The 19,519-nt window shown below is 72.3% G+C and carries 17 protein-coding genes; 7 read left to right on the top strand and 10 right to left on the bottom strand.

The genetic code is table 11. The annotated features are described in order from the left end of the window. Positions 1–12: 12 nt before the first annotated feature. Positions 13–1,071 (bottom strand): hypothetical protein, encoded by a 1,059-nt coding sequence (locus I847_RS0113100; protein WP_155856143.1) that lies wholly within the window; start codon positions 1,069–1,071, stop codon positions 13–15. 570 nt (positions 1,072–1,641) lie between these two features. On the opposite strand from I847_RS0113100, the gene I847_RS0113090 reads away from it, so the two are divergent. Next, positions 1,642–2,259 carry a class I SAM-dependent methyltransferase gene (locus tag I847_RS0113090; RefSeq protein ID WP_028050059.1) on the top strand — a complete coding sequence of 206 codons (618 nt, stop codon included), beginning with the start codon at positions 1,642–1,644 and terminating at the stop codon, positions 2,257–2,259. 60 nt (positions 2,260–2,319) lie between these two features. Here the strand turns inward: I847_RS0113090 and I847_RS25725 are convergent, their stop codons facing one another. Both I847_RS25725 and I847_RS0113080 read right to left on the bottom strand, forming a co-directional pair. Continuing rightward, the gene (locus I847_RS25725) at positions 2,320–3,018 is read right to left on the bottom strand and encodes an ANTAR domain-containing protein (RefSeq protein ID WP_051274875.1); all 699 of its coding nucleotides are present in this window, start codon (positions 3,016–3,018) and stop codon (positions 2,320–2,322) included. Then, positions 3,015–3,758, bottom strand: coding sequence for a GAF and ANTAR domain-containing protein (locus I847_RS0113080; RefSeq protein WP_028050058.1), 744 nt, complete (start codon positions 3,756–3,758; stop codon positions 3,015–3,017). The genes I847_RS25725 and I847_RS0113080 overlap by 4 nt, the downstream gene beginning before the upstream one ends. 78 nt (positions 3,759–3,836) lie before the next feature. Here I847_RS0113080 and I847_RS0113075 point away from each other — a divergent pair, with 78 nt between their 5' ends. Continuing rightward, positions 3,837–4,895, top strand: a complete 1,059-nt coding sequence (locus I847_RS0113075; protein WP_081680896.1) for an ANTAR domain-containing protein — start codon at positions 3,837–3,839, stop codon at positions 4,893–4,895. A gap of 9 nt (positions 4,896–4,904) precedes the next feature. Here I847_RS0113075 and I847_RS0113070 read toward each other — a convergent pair whose 3' ends face one another. The 7 genes from I847_RS0113070 to I847_RS0113035 all read right to left on the bottom strand — a co-directional run bounded on the left by I847_RS0113070 (position 4,905) and on the right by I847_RS0113035 (position 14,894). Continuing rightward, the gene (locus I847_RS0113070) at positions 4,905–5,351 is read right to left on the bottom strand and encodes a hypothetical protein (protein ID WP_028050056.1); all 447 of its coding nucleotides are present in this window, start codon (positions 5,349–5,351) and stop codon (positions 4,905–4,907) included. Between the two features lie 647 nt (positions 5,352–5,998). Next, positions 5,999–7,402: an ABC transporter substrate-binding protein gene (locus tag I847_RS23635; protein WP_081680894.1), complete on the bottom strand. Its 1,404-nt coding sequence runs from the start codon at positions 7,400–7,402 to the stop codon at positions 5,999–6,001. Between the two features lie 622 nt (positions 7,403–8,024). Beyond that, positions 8,025–9,245, bottom strand: a complete 1,221-nt coding sequence (locus I847_RS23630) for a S8 family serine peptidase (protein ID WP_051274873.1) — start codon at positions 9,243–9,245, stop codon at positions 8,025–8,027. Then, positions 9,245–10,624, bottom strand: coding sequence for a type VII secretion protein EccB (eccB, locus tag I847_RS0113050; protein WP_028050055.1), 1,380 nt, complete (start codon positions 10,622–10,624; stop codon positions 9,245–9,247). Before eccB ends, I847_RS23630 begins: the two co-directional genes overlap by 1 nt. A gap of 14 nt (positions 10,625–10,638) precedes the next feature. Beyond that, positions 10,639–11,985 carry a type VII secretion integral membrane protein EccD gene (eccD, locus tag I847_RS0113045; protein WP_231384213.1) on the bottom strand — a complete coding sequence of 449 codons (1,347 nt, stop codon included), beginning with the start codon at positions 11,983–11,985 and terminating at the stop codon, positions 10,639–10,641. A gap of 66 nt (positions 11,986–12,051) precedes the next feature. Then, positions 12,052–13,524 (bottom strand): FHA domain-containing protein, encoded by a 1,473-nt coding sequence (locus I847_RS27610; protein WP_155856142.1) that lies wholly within the window; start codon positions 13,522–13,524, stop codon positions 12,052–12,054. Continuing rightward, on the bottom strand, positions 13,521–14,894 hold the full coding sequence (locus tag I847_RS0113035; protein ID WP_155856141.1) for a hypothetical protein: 1,374 nt from the start codon (positions 14,892–14,894) through the stop codon (positions 13,521–13,523). The genes I847_RS27610 and I847_RS0113035 overlap by 4 nt, the downstream gene beginning before the upstream one ends. Positions 14,895–15,147: 253 nt before the next feature. On the opposite strand from I847_RS0113035, the gene I847_RS0113030 reads away from it, so the two are divergent. The 5 genes from I847_RS0113030 to I847_RS25720 all read left to right on the top strand — a co-directional run bounded on the left by I847_RS0113030 (position 15,148) and on the right by I847_RS25720 (position 19,298). Further along, positions 15,148–15,459: a WXG100 family type VII secretion target gene (locus I847_RS0113030; RefSeq protein ID WP_028050051.1), complete on the top strand. Its 312-nt coding sequence runs from the start codon at positions 15,148–15,150 to the stop codon at positions 15,457–15,459. A 29-nt stretch (positions 15,460–15,488) separates the two neighbouring features. Continuing rightward, a complete protein-coding gene (locus I847_RS0113025) occupies positions 15,489–15,773 on the top strand; it encodes a WXG100 family type VII secretion target (RefSeq protein ID WP_028050050.1) in 285 nt (94 codons plus the stop codon). 93 nt (positions 15,774–15,866) lie between these two features. Then, complete coding sequence (locus tag I847_RS0113020; RefSeq protein ID WP_028050049.1) at positions 15,867–16,406, top strand: hypothetical protein; 540 nt, start codon at positions 15,867–15,869, stop codon at positions 16,404–16,406. A 77-nt stretch (positions 16,407–16,483) separates the two neighbouring features. Then, positions 16,484–17,749: a S8 family serine peptidase gene (locus tag I847_RS0113015; RefSeq protein WP_196804558.1), complete on the top strand. Its 1,266-nt coding sequence runs from the start codon at positions 16,484–16,486 to the stop codon at positions 17,747–17,749. Between the two features lie 61 nt (positions 17,750–17,810). Continuing rightward, positions 17,811–19,298, top strand: a complete 1,488-nt coding sequence (locus tag I847_RS25720) for a hypothetical protein (RefSeq protein ID WP_155856140.1) — start codon at positions 17,811–17,813, stop codon at positions 19,296–19,298. Positions 19,299–19,519 lie beyond the last annotated feature (221 nt).

Here is a 19,519-nt window from a genome sequence, read left to right as displayed (position 1 = left end):
GTCTCTACACCCTCAGGGCAGGCGGCCGCCGATCATTCCGTCCACCCACGCCTGCTTCTGCGCGCCACCGCAGTCGCTCGTGTAGTACGTCCACGAGGCGCCGAACCGCCGGGCTACGCAGTCGGCGGCCTTCTCCTGCGGGTTGGCGCCGAAGGCAGCGGACATCCGCCTTCCGAGCTCGCTCCACGACAGCCCGTTCGCGGCGGCGAGCCGGCCCTGGTAGATGTGCGCGATCTCGTGCCGGACGACGTCGCGGGTCTTGCCCGGGTTTCCGGCGAGCGCCGCGCCGTTGACCATGATGTACGTCGTGTTGCCGGACCACACTGCGCCGAGGTGGCCGCCGATGTCGGGGTCGTTCCAGTGGATCGTGACGCCGGCGTTGCCCGGCAGGGAGCGAAGGGTCGCCTCCCCGACCTCCTGCACGGTGCCGCCCCGCGGCAGGTTCGGGGTGGTGCGGACGTGGCTCACTGGGGTGGCCCGCGCCGCGCTGCGGACCGAGCTCCGGGCCGCGTCGTGGGCCGCGGCGGCGGCGCTCACGGTGGCGAGCCGCTGCTGCTCGACGGTCCACGCCGCCTCGGCAGCGGACACCTCGCCGGCGAGGCGCGAGGCGTCGGCGGTCGCGACGGCGACCCGCGAGTACACCGTCTCGGGTCCCGAGAGGACGGCGATCGCGGCGGCGAGCTGGGCGCGCTTCGCGTCGTCAGCCTTACCTGCCGAGCCGTCGAGCACGGCGCTCGCGTTCGTGAGCGCCGCGCCCCTCTCGGCCGCCACCGCCGCGCGTTCCGCGGTGACGGTCCCGAGCGTGTCGATGATGGCGTCGCGCCGGGATGCGTCGAGGAAGGACTGCTCGATGGACCAGTCGGCGGCGAGTGCGTGGACCCGGTGCGCGGCCTGCCGTTGGTGCTGGACCTGTTCGGCCCGCTGCTCCGCCGCATCGGTGGCATGCCCGAGCAGACCCGACGCCCAGGCGACGAGCACGACCACGAGACTGCCGAGCACCACGGGGGCGTTGACCCGGCGAAGGTCGGCCAGGGTGATGCTCCGGACCATGGGCAGATCGATTGTCGACATTGACGCGACCTCTCGGTAGGGACAGGCCTCCCATCGGTCGTCCGTGCCGGACCTGCAGGAGTCACAGGCGCCTATGACAGGCCCTTGCCACAGAGATCACCCATCTGGGTGCTAGCACCCATCCGAAGGGCTGAACGCTTCGGAGCGCTCCATATCAGACCCTGGTCAGACCGGCCGCAGACTCCACCCGGCGCGTCGTCGGGAAAAACTCGGACACTCGGCACGCCGAGGGCCACCTATGACCGGCAGCTCGTCGCAGCACGACTCTCGTCGCGAACGGGCGGCGCCAGATCAGTCGATGGACCTGGGGCCCTCGGTCGCCGCGCACAGGCACCGGCCGACTCGGGCAGGGACCGCACGATCGTGCCGAGAGCGGTGCCGACCGGCTGCGTCGCGTCGTCGGCGTCGTGGTGCCCGTCGAGCACGGCCATCACCAGGGCCAGCGCCTGGACCGCCGTGAACACCAGCGGAGGCGGTCGCAGTCCGCGGCCCCCGGTGTCGCCGCCGTACGGCCCCCGCCTTCCGGACGTTCACCGTCCGGAACTCACCCTAGAACCTGGGCTGGACGCCATGACGAGCCGCGACGACCGGCTGCAGCGCTCGTGGGATCGTCGTGCCGGCACCTACGAGGCCCGCATGTCCGCGGCGGAGAAGCGCTGGTTCGGCGCCGCCCGGCCGTGGCTCTGCCACCGAGCGACGGGCCGGACGCTCGAGGTCGCCCTCGGCACCGGACTGAACCTCCCCCACTACCCGGCCGGCATCGACTTCACGGGCGTCGAGTGGAGCCGGTCGATGCTCGCCGTCGCGGCGCGGCGCGCCGCCGATCTCGGGTTCGTCGCCGATCTGCGGCGGGGCGACGCGCGAGACCTCCCGTTCGACGACGCCTCGTTCGACACCGTCGTCATGACCTTCTCGCTGTGCGGTGTCGGGGACGAGAAGCGCTCCATCGACGAGCTGGCACGCGTGCTCCGGCCCGGCGGTCTGCTTCTCCTCGCCGACCACGTCGAGTCGACGAGCCGGGTCGTCCGGTGGCTCCAGAGGCTCGCCGACCTCGTCTCCGTGCCTCTGCAGGGCGAGCGCTACTGCCACCGTCCGTTGCGGCAGGTCGAGGCCATGGGGTTCACCGTCGAGGGCCACGTGCGCAGGAACCGGGGCCTGATCGAGCAGGTCGCCGCCCGTCGGCCCTGACCACGTGGGAGATCGTGCCCATGCCGCCGCGCGAGACGATCGCCATGTCGTGGAACGTGCCTACCTTCGCTGCGCTTCGCCGAGGACCTCGGCCGCCACCCGTCCGAGCGTGGACCTCCGGGCGACGGCACGCTCGACGAGCTCGGCGTACGCAGCCTCCATGTCGAGCCCGAGGTCGTAGGCGAGCACACCCTTGGCCTGCTCCACCACCACGCGACCGGCGAGCGCCTCCGACACCCGGTGCGCGAGGTCGTCGTCGGCCAGCGCCTCGGGCTGGATCACGGCGAGGGTCGCGAAGTCGGCGAAGCTCTGCGCGAGAACGCAGGACGGGCCGTCGAGCCCGTCAGGGTGCGTCGAGAACAGGTTCAAGCCGCCCAGCGTCACCCCCTGCCACCGCATCGGGAAGGCATGCACGGCGAGGAACCCGGCGTCGACGATCGCCCGCCCGACCTCGGGCCAGGCGGCGAGGAGCTGCGCCTCCCCCACCGCCGCGGTCGGGTGGCCGGAGCGAGCCGCGTCGATGCACGGTCCGGTCATCGCCTGAGCTTGGTAGAGCTCGATCTCGACGGCCTTGTGCGAGCTGGCGCTGAGGAGCTCGAACGTGCCGTCGGCCGTCCGTGCGAGAAAGGCTGCGGCGTCAGCGGGGATGAACTGCGCAGAGTCCTGCACGAGCTGGGCGAGGACGCTCGTGACGTCGTGCTGCTGGACGAGGTGGCTAGCCGCGTCGGCCAGGGCCTGCGCAGAGTTGCGCGTGGTCATTGATCCCCATTCCCCGTGCTGTCCTCGGGGCGAGACTCGCTCCGGGTCGTGCTGTCGTCCGGTCCAGAGAAGTCGAGTCGTCGCTCCACCACGTCGGTCGCGATGACGTCGAGCGTCTTGCCCTCCGCATAGGCGTGTGCGCGCAGGATGGCCATCGCGTCGTCGGGACCGATGGCGAGCTGCGCGATCGTCATGCCGACCGCCTGGTGCACGCGCGCGCGGTCCGCCCACGCCGAGAACCGGTCGTCGCGGTCTGTCGAGTCGTCCAGCAGCGCCGCCCCGACCGCGTCAGCCAGGAACTGGGCGTCCTCCAGGCTGTACCGCAGGTCCCCGCCCGCTCGGTACAGGGTGATGACGCCGATCGTCGCGCCCACCGGGTGCATCGGGATCGCCCACACGGTGACCGGGCCGGCGATGTCCCCGGCCAGCTCGACGAACATCGGGAACGGCCCTTCGAGGCTGCCGTCGACGTGCGCGACGACCGCCCTGCCCTGCCGGTAGGCGTCCTGACCAGGCCCTTCGCCGAGCACGTCCTGCAGGTCCTCCAGGCGCGCGGAGGTGTCGTCCGACGTGTCCAGCGTCAGGCGTTCCGGCCTGGTCGATGCGAGGGTGATCGCCCCTCCGTCGGCGCCGAGGACGTCGATGCACGCCCGGCACAGACGCTCCGGCAACGGCGCCTCCGCGGGCGCGCGCGCAGCGGCGACGGCGAACGCGGCGAGCACCTCGGCTCGTCCGCTCACGTCTCGCTCCCCGCGGCATCACCCACACGACCATCTTCCTCCACCGCGGGGCCCAGACGTCGCACGCAACGGGTCGGAATGCTCGCGCAGGGCACCTCGACGCAGCTATGGTCTTTGTGGTGCACGACACCCGCGGGTTCGGAACGCAGCTTTCGCGGGTCGCGGCACCGGCCACGGCTAGGAAACATGACCGACCTCTCCCCCTCAGGGCGTTTTCGCATACCAACGGCCGAGCCGGCGGGCCGGTGGTGGTGGTCTGACGGCCTCTTCGCCATCCACGGCATGTCGGCCGGCGAGGTCGTCCCGACGCAGAGGGTCTTCCTCAGCCACGTCCACCCCGACGACCTCTCGACGGTGCTGTCGGTGCTCGGCCACGCGTTCGCTGCACCCGATTCCGTCGAACCGCACAGCTGTGAGTACCGCCTGCGCGACCTGCAGGGTGCAGAACGGGTCGTCGTGCTCGCGGTCAGTTCCGACGACGCGACGTCGGGCGTCATCTCCGGTTCCGTCGTCGACGTCACGCAGCAACGCCATCGCGTCGTCGCGGAGAGCGTGAACGACCAGCTCTCGCTGGCGCTCGAGGCCCACGCGGCGATCGACCAGGCCAAAGGCATCCTGATGGTCGCGCTCGGCATGGACAGCGCCGAGGCCTTCAGCCTCCTCAGGTCGTGCTCGCAGCGACTGAACATCCGCATCCGCGCTCTCGCCGAACGACTGGTGAACGTGGCCGCCGCGGCCGACGCCGACGCCCTCGAGCAGGGCCACCTGATCGACATCCTCGTCTCCCTCCTGCGCGGCGACCACAGCGACCCCTTGAAGACCATCTCGGCGGACGGGTTCGCGGTGACGGCGGAGCGCGCGGGGTCAGCGCCCGTCCTGAGGGTCACCGGCCGCATGGACGTCTCGCACGCCATCCGGCTCGGCGTCGCGATCCGGCTCGTTCAGCTGGACGCCGGCGCGTGCCGGGTGGTCGTCGACCTGCGCGGGGTGGAGGTGACCGACGCACCGGCGCTGGCCGCCCTCGCCGAGGCCGCACGCTCCAGCGCCGACACCTGCTCACGGGTGGTCGTGCTGGGCGGTGACGCCGTCACGGACGCCGAGCGACCCGACCCGTCGCGTCACAGGTCCCACGCCTAGCCGCGGACGTCAGGCCGCGACGGAAGCCTTCTCGGCGGCGACCAGGGGGTCGCCCTGCCCCACCTGGCGGTCGCGCAGGAGGGTCAGCACCAGCACGAGGGCCGCGAGCAGGGCCACGGACGCGTTCGCGACGACGACGAAGACCGCCTCGCTGCTCGTCAGGTGGGCCAGGTGCTCCAGGTGGAACGCGAAGTGCGGGACGGCGAACACCAGGTACGCCAGCATGGCGGGAACGACGAAGTGCGCCTTCGGCCACACCAGGGCGATCCCGAGCAGCACGGTGATGCCGAGGGTCGCACCGCCGAAGTCCCGCGCGAGGTGCTCGCTGAACGGCGGTGTGCTGTCCACCGTCGGGAAGTGCGCGTAGAACGACTCGGGCGCGATCGCGTTCCACGCGCCGATCATCAGCTCGTTGACGAACAGGACGGCAATGCCGATGCGGATGATGACAGTCACGCGGCGTCTCCTTCGATGCGCGGCCCACGAGCCACTGAGCTTCCGGCGGCCTCCGACACCCCCACCCGACGTTTCACCGCGAGTCGGGAGATGTCGGGCACGACCCGGTCCGGCGGTGAGGCTACCGTCGCGACGGACCCGGTCGCGTCCGGGTCCGTCGCCGGTGCACAGCGCTTGACGTCGTGCGCCCGTCGGGCCTTTCGGCCCTGGCTCCCAGCGCACCCGTCACGGGATCATCGAAGTCATGAACGCACCATGGTGGAGGCTGAACATCAACCGGGAGTCCAAGGACGTCTCGCAGTCCGCGATCCGCGAGACCGACGACGACCTGCTCCCCCCGTTCGTCGACTGACGAGTCGCCAGACGCCGTCGCGCCGTCTGCCGCGTTGCGCGCCCGTCTGCATCAGGCGCGCGACCGCTGTGCCCCAGCCGATCCCGCTCTGCCGTCGCTGACCCGGCTCTGCCGTCGCGACCCGGCTCGGCCGTCGGTGACCCGCCTCTGCCCTCGCTGACCCGGCTCGGCCCCCGCTGACCCGGCTCGGCCCCCGCTGACCCGGCTCGGCCCCCGTGACGCGGAGAGCCGGGGCCCGAGCGGCGACTGCCACTCGAACCCCGGCTCTCTCGTCCGGCTCAGGCCTGCTGCCTGGTCACAGCTGCGGGGCGGTCGCGGCCTTCATCTCGGCGATCCATCCCTCGGCGTCCAGGTCACCCACGAAGTAGGGCTCCATCGCCCCCTGGATCCGGGCCCCGTAGTCCGCCGCGACCGTCTGGTCCCAGGACTGCTGGAACGTCGGAGCCTTGCTCACGAGGTTGAAGACGAAGGACAGGTACGACGCGGTCGTCGGGTCCTTCTGGTCAGCCTGGATGAGGGCACCCGCACTGGCGACCGGCGGGACCTGTCCCAGCGCGACCTCGTCCTTCACGAACTTCTCGCTGTAGAGCTCCTTCAGGAACGCAGCGACCGCGACGGGCTGCTTCGTCTGCGCGTTGACGTTGTAGAAGCTGCTCAGGTCGCCGACGATCGCGCCCGTCTCGCCGCCCTGGAGCTCCGGGAAGGCCAGCCAACCCAGGTTGGTGTCGACGAAGTTCTTGTCGGCCTGCTGCAGCTTCGCGAAGTTCGTGCTGCTCACCAGCTCGTAGGCGGCGATGCCACCGATGACCAGCCGCGACGAACCGGCCGGACCCGACTGCTCGGTGTCGAAGCCCGTCCCGAACGCGCCCATGTCCAGCATCGCCCTCAGGTCGCTCAGCGACGCCCGGCTTCCGTCGCTGTTCCAGATGCTCGCGTTGCCGCCGAGACCGTCTGCGACGACGTCGTTGCCCAGGTGCTGCGAGAACAGGTACTCGAACCACTCCTGCGTCGGCCCTGAGTCCTGACCGGCAAGCGCGATCGGGAGGTTCCCCGCGGCCTTCAGTGGTTCGATCTGCGACACGAAGTCGGTCCAGGAGCTCGGCGGCTGCAGCCCGGCGTCCGCCAGCACCTTCTTGTTGTAGAAGAGGATCGTGGGGTCGACGCCGCCGAAGGGAATCCCGTACGCCGTGCCGTCGAGCACCTCGCCCTGGAAGACGTTTCCGAAGAAGGAGTCCTTGAGCGCCGGGTTGTCTTTGATCAGCTTGTCGAGGGGCAGGACGAGGCCGCGGTCGAGCAGAGGCTTGAGGTCGGGCACGCCCGCGGTGATGAACAGGTCGGGTGCTCGCGCGCTTCCGAGCCGCGACTGCACGTACGCCTGGTAGTCCAGCTCGTTCGAGGCGACCCTGTCGACAACTGCCTTGACCGAGGACGTCTTGTTGAACCGCGCGGCCGCGGCCTCCTGCAGCGGAGCGGAGGCGTCGTCGAGCACGGCGATGTGCAGCTCCCCCGTTGCTGCGGGAGCGCCGTCTGCCGTGCTGGCCGCATTGTCGGAGCAGCCGACGGCCGTCAGCGCGACGAGGGCCGCGATCGCGGCACCTGCGACAGAGGCGGAGCGTCGTGGACGGGGTGTTCCAAGGGAGCGCGGGGGCCTGCCGGCACCGTCGCTACGGGACCAGCTCCCCGCGCGGCTCGTACGCATCACGGCTCTCCTTCGAATGGCGCTCCGTCTCGCGGAGTAGGTGTCGGGGGCTGCCGTCGGCCGTCGTTGGTCGCCCGCGCCTCGTCACCCGGAAACAATATCGTGCCGAGACTAGGTGGTGATAATGGCCATGACAAGGCACGGCGGCCGCTGCAGCGGGTGTATTTTGGAGCCGGCGACGACAAATTCACCGGAATGTGTGCCAATTCGGTAGCACAACGACAAATGCGACGAAGCGGCAGTTCTCGCGCCCCGTCGTCCTCGAGCGGTGGACGATCCGTCAACGCATCTGGGACCGTCCTGAGCACCGCGTCGAGCACGGCCGACCACCGCGGGCACTGGCGCGCGGCGGTCGCGAGCCGATACTAGCGGGACGAGCAGAGCCCCGCGGGCGAGGGCCGCTCCACCGGACAAGTGGCACGCAACAGGCTAATGCGGCCATCGCGCAGGTTATCCGAATATTGGCCCAGATGTCATTACCTGCCACCCGGATGCCTTTCGGGCTATTCGAGGTCGCGCGGGCGAATCGCGCCTTCGCGTATCGCCGCCCCGATGAAGGCGTTACACCTTTGCGACGTCGACACACCGGACCAACGACCCACGGCCCCTGACCTCGGACGACTCAGCGCGCCCGGCGCCGAGGTCGTGCCATACGGGCTGCCAGCACGACGAGCAGCACGCCCGCCACCCCGGCGAGGACCCACCAGGCGGCGCTCAACCGCGCACTGGTCAGCGGAGGCGCTGTGACCGACACGTCCAGCGGCGTGGCGGGTTCGGCCTGGACGGCGGGGCGGGGATGGGTCGGCGAGTCGGGCCCCGGCGCCGTTCCGTCGTCGACGAAGAGCAGCGACTCCGTGGGCTGCACGACGCCCCACCCGAGCGCGTCGTCGCGCGCGTCGGGCTGAGCCCGCGCGGCGGTGACCTCGAGCCGGTACGCCCACTCGGCCGGGCTCTCGTCGGGATGACGCTGGGCGACGAGCGCCGCCGCGGCGCTCACGTACGCCGTCGCCCAGCTGCTCGCGGCAGCGTCGCCGGCGAGCATGCAGTCGCCGGCCGCGTGGAACGTGGTCAGCACGTTGACGCCCGGCGCAGCGACGTCGACCTGTGCGCCGTGGAAGGAGTCATCGGTGGCGTGGCCGTCGGCGTCGGTGGCGGTCACGCCGAGGACGCCGGGGTAGGCGGCCGGGTAGCGCGGACCGTCGGGGGCGTCGGGGTCGGCGGACCGGTTGCCGGCGCTCGCCACGACCAGGGCGCCGACGGCCAGGGCCTCGTCGACCGCCGCGCGCATCGCCGGGTCGTCGGTCGGCGAGCTCAGCGACACGTTGATGATCCTGGCGCCGTTCGTCGCTGCGTACCTGATCCCTGCGGCGATCCGGTCCGTCTGCACGTCCGTGCCGGCTTGCTTCTCCTGGTCGCTCTGCCCGTAGAAGACGCGGACGGGAAGGATCGTCGCGCGCTTGGCCAGCCCGACGACACCCGAACCGTCGACCGACCGTGCGGCGATCTGCCCGGCGATCGCCGTGCCGTGCCCGTCGGTGTCCGCGCGCCCGGTGACCTCGACGTCCTGTCCCACGAGGTCGACGCCCGGCACCACGGCCGCCGACAGGTGCGAGTTGGCCGGGTTGACGCCGGAGTCGACGACCGCGACGAGCACCCCGGCACCCGTGGCGATCGTCCAGGCGCTCTGCGCGGCGAGCGTCTTCAGGGCGGGAGGGGTCTGGTCGACGAGCTGCACCGTCCCCGGATCGCACTGCGTGGGCGCCGCTGCGGCCGCGGCTGGACCGGCCGTTGCCACGCCTGCCACGAGGGCGCCGGCGGCGCAGAGAGCCCAGGCCCGCGCCATCACGTCCGTGTCGTCGGCACCGAGGCCGCCTCGATCGTCAGCGACGGCCCGCTCGGCAGCAGCGCTGTCCAGGCCGGTGGGACGGGGACCACGTCCACGCTCTGGTACCCGAGCCGCGCCAGAAGCTCCTCCGAGGGGTCCGGGATGGGGAACGCCCGTCCGCTCTCGTCGACGAGCTGTGCCTTCGTCGTCGCTCCCGCGGCGGTCTGCGCCGCGACGAGTGCGCCGCCGCCCGGTGCGACGACCACTCCGGCCTGCGCCTGCGGGTCGGCCTCGGTCGTCACGAGGTCGACGCGACCCGTCTCACCCGTGGTCAGGCGCGCGCACGGTGGATCCTGCGGATCGACCAGCTCCGGCAGCCGCGTCGGCCAGTCGGCGGGGGCGACAGGGGTGGACGTCTCGACCTTCGCGACGTCCGCGCTCGTGAACTGCGCGGTCACCCCGACCGCCCCGCCGGAGCCGAGCGCGTAGAGCGGGGTGGCGAAGGTGCTCAGCGGCGCCAGCTCGCCGTTGGCGTCGACGACGTAGTGCTGGTCCGGCGCCCCGGCGGCGCTGACCTCGACCACGGTGCCCACGAGAGTGGCCGGTGGCAGCGCGGACGCGGACGGCACCGGGTCGCCCGCGTGCTTGAGCGTGATCGGTCCGATGTCGGTTCCTTCGGGGAACAGGTTGAGCCACTCGGCGGGGGCGTCGTGCGGCGAGATGCCCTCGACGTCGAGCGCCCGCTCGACCGCAGCGACGTCCTGCACGGCGACGCGATGACGCACCCCGTCCTGGACGAGGTAGAGGTCGCCGGCCGTGCGGACGAGCACGGCGGTCGCCGAGTCGGCAGGCACCGGCGTGCCCGCGGGGTCGGCAGCGCCGTCGCCGTCGGTGTCGACGGGCACGTCGACGCCGATCAACGTCTGTGCACCGTCGGCGACGAGGCACGAGAGCCACCCGGTCGACACGAGGCCGGCGCGTGCCGGCGGGGCGTCCGGTGCGCCGACGATCCCGATGGTTCCGCCTCGGGCCGTGTCCCCGATCTGCCCTTCCGAGACCTGCACGGTGCCGAAGGCTGACGACGGGATCGCCAACCGGGCGCTGGTCACGTTCAGCACCGGGTAGAGCACGCCCTTGCTGCTGACGTACCGGGTGCCCACCTGCTTGACGACGACGAGCCTCCCGTCGTCCCAACCCTGCGGCAGCGACGGCTTCAGCTGGCCCCACGCGAGGGACCCGACGACGATCAGAGTCGTCAGGAGCACACCGGCGACGACACCGCGCAGCGGCTTGGTCGGTTCGGCCTCCTGCCCACCCGGGGCGCCGCTGATGAATGCCGTGAGAAGTCGCCTGCGACTGTAGGTCTGCGCCTCGACGAGGTCGCGCTTGGATGCCACGTCCGACCGTCCGCTCAGACCAGCCCGGCGGCGGTGACGCCGAGCGGCAGAAGGATCGCGAGGCAGGTCACCTCGACCACGTCCCCGAGTCGTGCCAGCCCGACCCGACGTCCCGGGGCCACGAGCCCGACGCCGACGACGAGGATCGCACCGACTCCCGAGGCGGCCGTCAGCACACCGCGCCACTGGGGGTGCAGCAGGGCGGCCGCGACGAGCGTGCCGGTCAGCCCGAGGATCGCGCCCGTGACGACGACCAGGACGTCGGCCCGCGACCACGACTGGCGCGCCGACAGCAGGATCCCGGCGAATCCGACGACGAGCAGGACGGTGCCGACGGCCCCGGTCGCCGCGACGGCCGGGATGGCGAGCAGCGAGAAGATGCCGACCGCGATCCGCAGGGCGACCTGCATCCGCAGGCCGTGCTGCGTCTGCTGCCGCACGAATGCAGGATCGATCGGCGCGGGCTCGAGCAGGATCTCGGCTTCGGTGCGGGCCGGAACGACCCGCAGCGGCGTGCTCGACAGGGCGAGCCAGGGCAGGCCGACGCTGGCGGTGATCACGACAGCGACGACGACGGCCAGGACGGTACCCGACTCCGCACCGGTGAGCTCGACGGCGACGCCGGTGCTCGCGAGCACCAGACCCAGCAGGACGGGCGCGACGGAGATCTCACGCGCGTCGGCGAGCGCGGGCACACCGAGCAGGCCGACGAGAAGGAGCGCGACGCCCGCCGAGACCGTCGGCCAGCCCCAGGACGGGGGTTGGTCGCCCGCGGTGAACCCGGCGACCGCGCCGAGGACGCCGGACGAGAGCACGAGGATGCGACCGGTCACGGGCTCCGCGCCGACGCGCCCGACGACCGCGCCGGCGACCAGCACGAGCACCGCACCGAGGCCTGCGAGCACCGGCGGCAACGTGGCGGCGGTGTCGGCGCCGAGCAGGAGGGCTGCGCTGACGACGACGAGCGCCACCGCACCCCACGCAGCACCGAGTGCGCTGTCGCGGGGCGTCCACGGCCGGTACTGGGACTCGACCGCGTCGGCCACAGCCTCCACGACGTCGTCGTAGACCCGCGGCGCTGCCGCTCGGGCACCGGACTCCAGCGAGAGCACGGCGCCGTCCTCCACGCCCTGCGCGACCAGGCTGCGTGCACCGTCGACCGGTGTGCCGTCGGCTCTGATGAGGCGGTACCCACCGTGCGCCGTGCCGGCCTCGAGCAGACCCAGCGTCCGCGCAAGGCCGGGGACGATCTCGACGACTGCGACGTTGCCGGGGACGCCGAGGTCCACGCGGCGCTCTCCGGCCGTCACCGACAGGCGCAGCAGTGTCCCGACCGGTGTCGAGGACGAGGTCATGGTCATCGGTTTCCTTGGTGGTGCGCAGGACTGTCGGTGGGCGTGGGCGGCGCCCAGGACCGGGTGCGGGCGTCAGGGAGCATGGTGCACCTCGGTGACCGTGAAGGAGCGCTGCCCGAGGCGCACGATGGAGCCTGTCGGGACCGGTGTGCGCGAGTCCGGCGGCGCGACGAAGGCACGCCCGTCCGTCAGGACGACGATCGTGCCGTTCCCCGATCCGGCGTCCTGGACCCAGAAGCCCTCCGGTCCCCCGCCGAACGCCGCGTGCGTGCGGGACACCGAGCGGGTCGAGTCGTCGATCGTGACGACGTGGTCGACACCTTCACCATGCGGCGACCGCCCGACGACGCCCGACCCCTGCACGACCAACCGCCTGCCGTCGTCGAGCGTCAGAAGGAAGCTCCTGGGCGCCGGGGATCCGGGCGGCGAGGTGATGAGCCCCGGCGGCACCGTCCGAGCGGTACTGGCCTGCACAGGTGTGGTGACCGGTGCGGCGGGCACCGCGACCGGTGCCGGGGGCGCTGCAGGCAGCACGGTCACGGGCGACGGGGTTGAGACGGTCGGGGCGAGGGGCGCGGGCGGCGGGGAGGCGGCTGACGTCGGCGCGACCGGCGGCGCGGGCGGGGCCGCCGGGGCGACCGGTGGCGCGGGCGGGGCCGCCGGGGCGACCGGTGGCGCGGGCGGGGGCGGCGGGGCGACCACCGGCCGCGACGGGACGGGCGCGGGGCGGCTGGCCGGCACCGGCACGGGCACGGGCACGGGCACGGGCACGGGCACGGGCACGGGCACCGGAGCCGGAACTGCGGGCGCGGCTCCTTCAACGGAACCGGAAGCGGCGCTCGCTGCAGCGGGCGGGGTCCGAGGCGCCCGGACGTCGACGACGACGGCCCGGCCCACCTTGTCGTGCCAGCCCTGCCGGAGGGAACCGCGGTCGAACCCGCTCGATCCGACGACGACCCACTGACCCAGGCCGGCCACCGCCGTCCCGGCGAGCACCACGAGCCCGCGGGCCGCGGCGCGCGGTGAGCCGATCGCGTACGGCGCCTCCGCCCGGGCCGCCCGGAGGCCGAGGAGCAGGTTCCCGAACGTCCGCCCGGTGCGTGCCTCCCAGACGACGACGCCGACGACAAGCTCCGCGAGCACGAGCCCGGCGATCAGCACGCTGCGCGTGAGCACGAAGGCGATCGCGGTCGCGGCTGCGACTGCCGCCGAGTCCACGGCGAATGCGGCGAGCCTTCGACTTGCCCGAGCAGGCGCCGTCCCGGAGAAGTCCTCCCCCAACGCTGCCACCGGCGCGCCGACGGTCGACTGCACGCTCGTCGTCAGCTCGCCGACCGTCGCGACGTCACTTCCTGGAGCGGCGCCAGGCGCCCTCCCGGACCGCGACCGCCGAGTCGGCGTCGCGGGCTCGCCAGCCGGTCGTGCCGGGCGGTGCGGCTCGATGACGACGACCTCGGCCGCGGACCGGCAGTCGTCGCACATGCGCGTCGTGGCGTCGACCGGGCGTCCGCACGACAGGCACGTCTGCACAGTTCCTGCGCTCATCCGGAGGCCACCGTTCGCAGAGTGTCGATCAGGTTCGCCGCGCAGAGCGCGGCGGGGAGCGAGAGGCTGACCGCCAGCAGCTCGAGACCGTCGCCGAGGTGTGAGACCAGCACCGACTGACGCCCGCGTCCGACGGACGGCACGAGCGCGGCGAACACCAGCGCCAGGACCAGAGCCCCGATCGCGAGACCGATGCGCGCACCCGGGACAGGGGCGAGCACTGCCGCCTCCACGAGCACGAACGAGCCGGCGAGCCGCGGCGCCCACCGAGCCGTCCTGCCTCGCTGACCCCGGGGGCCGAGGGTGAACGCGCCGACGAGGCAGGCGACCAGGACGGCGGCGGCCACGCGGGACACCGTGCCCGATCCGGTCGACCAGGCGGAGATGAGCACCCACGGCAGCAACGCTGGGGCGAGGACGGAGGCGACGAGCGTCGCGACCTGCTTGCGACGCTCCGCCGTGGCCACGGTGCGCAGCACGAGCCGGTCGTTGACCCGCCCGAGCGGCCGCGTCGGTCGGGCGCGCACCGACAGGGCCATCCGCGAGACCCGCGAGAGGTCGATCAGCTGCTCGTCGGGAACCGTGATCGAGAGCTGCGGGGCGAGGCGCACGACGAGCGGCGCGGCACCCACCAGCACCGCGGCGGCGAGCACGGCAGGCAGCGCGGCGAGCAGGACGGCAGCCTGGACGACAGCGATCGCGGCGCACGTCGTGAACAGCGGACCGGCGAGGTCGTCGGTGGTCCGGGCGGTCTTCGACACCAGCAGGCGTGCACCGGCAAGCAGGGTGGCGACCACCAACCCTGCGGTCACGGCGAGCCGGGTGCTCGACGAGTCCGTCGGGTTCAGGACGAGGACGGCGGCGGCGAACCCGAGCGTCGGTCCGGCGACGGACGCTGCCGGCTCCGCGGTGCGGGTCAGCACCGTGGCGACGGCCGCCGCGCCGAGGAGCGTCGCGGCGATCGTCGCCGGGAGGTTCTCCAGAGCGCCGGGCGCCAGGCCCACGACCGCGGCGACGATGCCCAGTGCTGCGGCCGTGGCGAGCGCACCGCGCTGGGCGGGCGGCCGCCGCAGGACGACGTCCTGGCGCTGCGCGGCCCATCGCCTCCCGCGTGCGCCGGGCGCGGCACGTCGCACGACGTGCAGCAGACCACCGTCCGTGACGACGTCGCCGACCGCAACGTCGAGCGGCACCTGTCGACCGGAGGAGTCCAGCACGACGACGCCCTCGTCACCGACGGGGAGCAGCGCGCTCCGCATGGCGTCGCCCAGCTGCATGTCGGGGCGCAGCGCGATGTCGCGTCGTTCGTCACCGACGTCGATGCCGAGCCGGACGTGCGGGTGGCGGCGTGCGGCAGTCGGCGCGCTCACGACCACCTCCTGCCCCCTGCCGGCCGGGTGCCGGGAGCCACATCGTAGACGGGCGTACGGCTGCGCAGCGGCGCGCCATCGAGCTATCACCCTTCCACCGGGAGGGTGATCGGTATCCCCAGTTTTCCGTTTCGTCCGTGATGTGTCACCTGGACCGTCTAGGCTCCCTATCGGTCCCTGGTGTTCCGCCAGGGTGACGCCTGCCGTCGTGGGCGTCCGGGTCGGCCCGTGGGTCGTGTGCAGGGGAGGTGTCATGGCTGCTGAGGTTGCTGCGGCTGATGGTGCGCTCAAGGCTGGTGCTGATGTGGTCGCGCGTTCGCGTGCAGAGCTGCAGCGTGAGCTGAGCTCGCTCGAGGGCAAGCTGGCCGGTATCGGGTCGCACTGGCAGGGCCAGGGTGCGGTCGCGTTCAACGCGTTGATGGCGCGCTGGCGCGAGGACGCGACCAAGATCGTGTCCGCGTTGAACGAGTTCGAGGCCAACCTGGTCTCCTCGCAGTCCGCCTACGTCGCGTCCGACGACGCCCAGCAGTCGCAGTTCTCGCGGCTGCAGGGTCGCCTCGGCTGAACCCCAGACCCAGGAGAGAGGGAACGCTGATGAGCGACCTGAAGGTGAACTTTGGTGGTCTGGCCACCGCAGCGGCGGACATCCAGTCCGGCGCGACCCAGATCGAGGCCCGTCTGGCCGACATGGACCAGTCGCTCGCACCGCTGCGGGCGAACTGGTCCGGCGAGGCCGCCGCGTCCTACGAGGCGGCGCGGGCCAAGTGGACCGCCGCGATCAGCGACATGAAGGCGCTGCTGGCCGATGTGGGCCGTGCCGTCTCGTCCTCCGGCGAGGACTACCAGTCGACCGAACGGTCCAACGCAGCCCGCTGGTAGGGCACGACGGAAGACTGATCGCACAGCGCCGGTCCCCCTCTGGGCGGGACCGGCGCTGTGCGGCTCGAACGACACTGTGAAAGGGGGCCGGTGATGGCTGGTGAGGTCACACTTGACCGGGACAAGCTCGAGCGCAGCCTGAACAAGCTGCTCGAGCTGCACGAGAACGTCACGATCCTGCACGAGGGTCTGCGCAGGATGCAGGCACGTCAGGACAGCGACACGTGGTCGGCGTTGGGTGGCTCGTTCTCGAGGCCGTACAGCGCTGCCTTGCACGAGGCCGTGTCGAACATCAACAGCCTGCGTGAGCAGCTGTGCGCATACCGGGACACGCTGACGGCGTCCGCGGACCGGCTCGCGTTGATCGACGCCGAGGTACAGGACCGGCTGGCCCGGTTGGCGGCCCGCGCCGACGGGATCGTGACGCCGATGCCCGCCCAGAACGCCCCCTGGCAGGCCCCCGCCGGCCCCACGACCGGCTACGAGTACAACCCGGCCACGAACACCGGGTACGACCCGAACACCGGCGTGACGCAGCACGCCCCGGTGCACGCGGTCCTGACGGCACACCTGCCCGTGCCCGAGTCCGGCACCCCCACGGTCCCTCCGTCGCAGGGCTCTGGCATCGGATGAGGCTGTCGTTCACCGCACGACCACCGCGCGCGACCACCGCGCACGCCGCCGGGCCGCGCAGGCGTCGCCTGCGGGCCGTGCGTGCCGTGGCCGTCGCCGCGGTGATGGTGCCGGTCGGAGCCGCGTTGCTCGGTGCTGCCGCTGACCCGCAGGGCGGGCTCTGGTACTACAACGACTCAGGCATGGACACGATCCACAAGTCGACGACCGGCGCTGGCGTCACCATCGCCGTCCTGGACACCCCACTGAACCCGAACGCCCCGGACCTCGCCGGGCTGGACATCACCTCCGCCGGAGCGTGCGCCACGAAGGACGGCGGCCCTGCGCTTCCATCCACCGGCACGGACGTGTCGGCCCAGCACGCCACCGGCATGATCTCCCTGATCATCGGCACCGGCGCCGGCGTCCCGGGCCAGCCCGGGGTCAAGGGGGTCGCCCCCGGCGCGAAGGTCCACCACTACAGCACCGTCATGAACCAGGACGCCGACGCCTGCCACTTCGCCGACACCGTGCTGGACGGGTCCTCGACGTTGATGGACGCGATCCACGACGGCGCAAGGATCGTGAGCATGTCATTCGGAAGCGCTGCCCCGACGTCCCAGGTCCCGGTCGAGGACATCCCGGCCGCGTTGGCCTCCGGGACGATCCTGGTGGCGGCGACGCCCAACCACGCCGATGCTGCCCCGCAAGCGCCCGGGGCGTTCAACGGGGTGGTCTCGGTAGCACCGATCGGCCCGGACGGATCCCGGACGGACTTCGCGTCGTCGAGCCCTCACCTCGGGGTTCTGGCTCCCGGTGAGCAGATCCTGACGCCGGTGGCGAACGACAACTGGACGCGGTACGGCTTGGCCGAGGGCTCGTCACATGCGGCGGCGTACACGTCGGCGGCGTTGGCGTTGGTGTGGTCGGCGTTCCCGAAGGCGACCCCGAACCAGATCCTGCAGTCGCTGGCCATCAACACCGGCGCGGCGGACCACCCGCTGACCCATGACGCGGAGCACGGGTACGGCATCGTCAACGTGCGGCACATGCTCGAGCACGACCCGACCCAGTACCCCGACGTGAACCCGTTCCTGTGGGACGACCCGGGCGAGTTCGGGCCGACCAAGGCAGAGGTCCTGGCCGCCGCCGGCACGCCCACCGGTCCGGCGACGTCGTCGCCGGACCCGAGCCCGACCAGCAGCGCCACCACCCCGGCCGACGGCACGCCAGGTACCTCCTCGACGCCGTCGCACCTGCTCGGCCTGGGCGCGGTCATGCTCGTGCTCGTCGCGGTCGTGGTGCTCGTCGTCGTGCTCCTCGTGCGGCGTCGCTCCGGGGCCGTTCCCGGCCGGGCGTCATGACCGGCCGATGTGTAGTCGTCGTAGTCGCTGTTCGTTCGGATGACAGGGGTGCACCGTGGGTGTGAACGCAAATCAGCTCAAGAAGGTTCTGGACGCCGACATGTCGGCCCTCGACGGTGATCCAGAGCTTCTGACCGCCGTCATGCGTGACTTCAAGCAGTACTCCGGAGAACTGGTCGCGCTGGTCGAGGACCTGGGGATGACCGGCGAGAGCGCGGACGCCGCCAAGGCCCGCATCGGGACGCTGGCCGACAACCTGACCGCGACCGGGGCGAGCCTTCAGCGGGCTGCCGATGCCGCGACGCAGGCCAAGACCGCGATCGAGACCGCCCAGAAGGCGTACCACGACCTGCCCCACGAGTTGAGCACGCTCGAACGGCTCGCGCTCGTGGGGGGCACCGCGACGGCCGGCAGCGCGCTCGGGCCGGAAGGAACCATCGGCGGTGTGGCCGCTGGTGTCGTGATCGCCAACCAGCTCGCCTCCCGGCGCGAGGACCACGCAGCCGCGGCCCTGAGCACCCTCCAGACCGACCTTCGCGCCGCCGCAGGTCAACTTGGCCCAGACATCTTCGATAGCAACGTTCATGTCCTCCCGGCCGCGGGCGGAACCTCCTCGCCGACCGCGAGTCCGAGTACCGCTGGTGGGTCCACCGGTGGTGGGCACGGCGGGCGCGTCCCACTGCTCCCGACAGGGGGCCCGGCAGGACCGACCTCGACCTCGACCGGGTCAGGGACTGGGACTGGGTCAGGGTCCGGGTCAGGGACTGGGAACGGGTCAGGGTCCGGGACTGGGAACGGATCGGGTTCCGGGACGGGATCGGGATCGGGTTCGGGTTCCGGGACGCCTGATGGTTCGACGGGGGGCGTGATCCCGCCGAGTACCGGCGGAACGGGCTCTGGCGGCTTCCCCGGTGGCAGCGGCGGAACGGGTGTCGGCGGTGGGACCGGTTCGAGCGGGACGTTTCCCGGGACCGGTGCGGGTGGCGGCTCTGGCGGCGGTTCGAGCGTCGGTGGCGCGCTGGCCGGTGGGGCGACCGTCGGTGGCGCGATGCTCGGTTCGGGTGCGATGGGTCGCCTCGGCGGCGGCGTGGGCGTCGGCGGGATCGGTGCTGGCGGGACGGGTGTCGGCGGGTCAGGTGCCGGTGCCGGACTCGGTGGCACCCGTGGCGGGTCTGCGGGTCTGACCGAGGGCGCCGGTCTCGGCGGTCGTGGGCCGGGCACCGGTGCGGGCTCAGCGTTCGGTGGAGCCCGGGGCGCGGGGTCGTCGTCGCTGAGCGGGGCATCGTCGCTCGTCGCCGGCGAGCAAGCCGCCGGAACGGGCACGGCTGCTGGTGCGCGCGCCGGCGGAGCCGGTGGGCCGATGCCCGGTGGTGGCGGTGGCGGTGGTGGCCAGTCCGGCAAGCGCCGTCGCAACTCGCTGGGCTACCTGGCCCCGGATCTCGGTCTGGATGATGACGAGGATGCACGGGCCAGCAGCTCCGGCCGGGCCGGATCCCGTGACGCCGGACCCCATGTGACCCTCGACACCCCCGACGACGACACCTGGTAGCAGCTCGCGAGCTCACTCTGCGGGGCGCCTTGGCGGAAGCCAAGGCGCCCCGTTTCGCGTCTCTGGACACCAGGGGTCCCGACGAGCCGTCGCGGATGGCGGTCCCGACGAACGACATCACGCCCTGACCCGCCGCATCAGCCGTGCGGCAGCTCGCGGAAGGACGTCACCCTTTCGGTCGCCGTCGGGGTCGTGTCCGTGCGGAGTCAGGCCTCTCGGCC

Source organism: Cellulomonas sp. URHD0024 (assembly GCF_000426185.1).
GTDB lineage: Bacteria > Actinomycetota > Actinomycetes > Actinomycetales > Cellulomonadaceae > Cellulomonas.
The sequence above is the reverse complement of the archived record's forward strand: the minus strand, read 5'-3'. Positions and strand labels throughout refer to the sequence as shown.